Here is a 2,565-nt window from a genome sequence, read left to right as displayed (position 1 = left end):
AACCTCCCATTCCCCGCGCCGGACCTCGAGAAGCGGATTGTAGGCTGAGGACTTTGGATTGGTCGGATCGAATAGCAGGACCCGGCCGTGCCGCGAGCGGAAGCCGGCGGTCAGTTGCCAGTTCTCGCCCTTTATATCGTGAACGATGGCCGAGCCGGGCCAAACCAAGAGGGTGGGTACGACAAGGCCAACGCCTTTGCCGGACCGGGTTGGTGCGAAACACAACACGTGTTCTGGTCCGTCGTGACGGAGGTAGTCATGGTCGAGCTTGCCGAGGACCACACCATCGAGACCGAGAAGTCCGGCCGCTCGAATCTCCTCCGCATCAGCCCAGCGCGCTGAACCATAGGTCTCGACATTCTTGGCCTCGCGCGCCCGCCAAACCGACATGCCGATCGCGACTGCGATCGAAACGAAAGTCCCCGACGCTGCAATGAAGGCTCCCTCGACGAAAACCTGAGGTGCGTAGGCGTCAAAGACGAACCACCACCAGAAAAAGATCGGCGGGTAATAGATCTTGAAGCCCAACAGTTCGAACCAGGGCCGCCCGAGTTCCGGCTGGTACGCGAGCCGCCACGCCGTCCACTCCGTTGCTCCCCAGATGGCGAGCAGAACGATCAAGCCGACGACGATCACCTGTCCCCACAGAATTTTGGTCCCAGACATCCGAGGCCCTTTCCGCCACTGCATTGGCAAGTCGCTAGAGGCCCAGGTCGCGTTTCCGACCAAAACCCCATTCGATGCCGCCGCCGTCCTTCATGACGCCGGTGACGTGTTGGCCGAGCCTCTTTTCGAGTTCGCGGGACCACGGCACGAGCTGAAACCCAAGACCGTTGTCGATCATGGCAAAGCGTCCTGAGGCGAGCGTCAGCCGCTGGCGGTACGTGCCCGCCACGTGCTCCCCGGAGGCGGCGTTCATCTGAGGCAGTCCGGTACTGGCCGAGACTTTTGCGGCCACCTCGTCCAGTTCGCGTCGGCGCAACGTGTCGAGGAGGTCGCGCTGCAGGATGACACGCTGGCCCTGCCGCCGTGCCAGGCCCTCCTGAACCAGATGCTCGATACGGGCTTCGATGGCGTCGCGGGCCTCGCGGCCGAACCCACCCATGGCAAGCGGCATGGGGTTGCGTTCGACCAGCCGGTGGTCGAGCCAGGTCGCTCCTCTTGCGGTGACCTGCCCGCTGAGATCGAGATCGGAGCGGGTCGCGAGCACCAAGGTGGGGCGCGGATCGCCGGCTTGGCCGAAGCGCCGGACTTCGACGATGCCGCCGACCGGCGGCGCCTGTTCGAAGGCCTCGACACCACGGAAGCGAACGTGGTGCGCGCGTCCATCTGTTCCGTCGATCAAGGCGTAGGCCTCGCCCGTCTGTTCATCATGCAATCCCCGATCGACCAGTCGTCCGATGATCTGGGTCGATGGCTTTCCACCTTCGATGACGTAGTCGGCAACGACGCGCGATTCTCCCCGCTCGGTAAAGGCGCGGTGCATGGTCTTGATGATGTCGCCGCGCATGCCGAGGTCGCGCAAGCTGCGCTCGGCCTCGAGTCCAACCATCCATTCTCCTGGCGCGGCGGACGCAGCAAGGCCCATCTTTTCCAGGTGCTGAAGGCGGCCGACCATTAGACGACGGATCTCGGGATCGGGCCGGCCAGTATTCTCGGGGCGAAGATCGATATAGCCGGTTTCGTCGGCTGCCAGCCGGATCTGCTGATCGAGCCGCGTCCATCGCTCTGCCGTGACTTCCCTCTCCAGCGAACTGCGGATTTCATGCTCCGGTCTTGGACCCAGTTCGATCGCGACCAGTTCCTCAGCGCGTGAGCGCAGGCCTCGGCTGATATAGTCGCGGGAGATCACAAGATCGGCGCCTTCGTCATCGACTCCCCGAACGAGAAGATGGACGTGGGGGTTGTCCGTATTCCAGTGATCGACGGCTACCCAATCAAGCCGCGTGCCGAGATCGGTCTCCATCTGCTTGGCGAGGTCGCGGGTGAACGCCTTGAGGTCGGTCATCTCGCCGGCGTCCTCTGGCGAGACGATGAACCGAAAATGATGCCGATCTTCCTTGCAGCGATCCGCGAAAGCCGTGCCGTCAGCACGGTCGCTGCCGGCATCGAACATCTCAGCTCGCTCGCTACCTCGGGTCACGCCGTCACGCTTCAGGTATGAGAGATGAGCCGTCAATGGTGCCGAGCGGAAGGCTCGCCCCTTATGGCGAACCACGCGCGCCTTGACCACGACACGCCGCCTCGGGCTGAACAATCGGGAGCGGCTAAAGGCGAGCCGGCCACGGCCAAACGTTGAGCGCCCATAGGCGGCAGAACGCCTGCCGGCTGCAGCCTGACCCGAGGTGTGTCCGGCTTTCTTTGCTGCGCGCAGCACCTGGTTGATGAAGCTCTTGGGCTTGGGCGCGCGGGTGCCGCGAATGCGTCCGGGTCGAATCCGGAGATCGCTGTCGCCTGCGGTCATGGACGGGCTTTCCGGCAATCAAGCGCCTGCACGGTGCCGAAAATGCTCTTGAATACATTCGTGAAAATGCAAGGCGCGGCACGCGCCCCGACCGACCGGCA

At 63.6% G+C, this 2,565-nt stretch carries 2 protein-coding genes; both read right to left on the bottom strand.

Annotation, left to right across the window (positions count from 1 at the left end):
- On the bottom strand, positions 1-666 hold a 666-nt coding region (locus AKL29_RS45705; RefSeq protein ID WP_244482479.1), incomplete at its 3' end, for a type IV secretory system conjugative DNA transfer family protein.
- 34 nt (positions 667-700) lie between these two features.
- On the bottom strand, positions 701-2,464 hold the full coding sequence (locus tag AKL29_RS28925; protein WP_050386504.1) for a relaxase/mobilization nuclease domain-containing protein: 1,764 nt from the start codon (positions 2,462-2,464) through the stop codon (positions 701-703).
- Between the last annotated feature and the right edge of the window lie 101 nt (positions 2,465-2,565).

This window comes from Bradyrhizobium pachyrhizi, from assembly GCF_001189245.1.
Taxonomy (GTDB): Bacteria; Pseudomonadota; Alphaproteobacteria; order Rhizobiales; family Xanthobacteraceae; genus Bradyrhizobium; species Bradyrhizobium pachyrhizi.
This window is presented reverse-complemented; position numbering and strand designations above follow the sequence as displayed.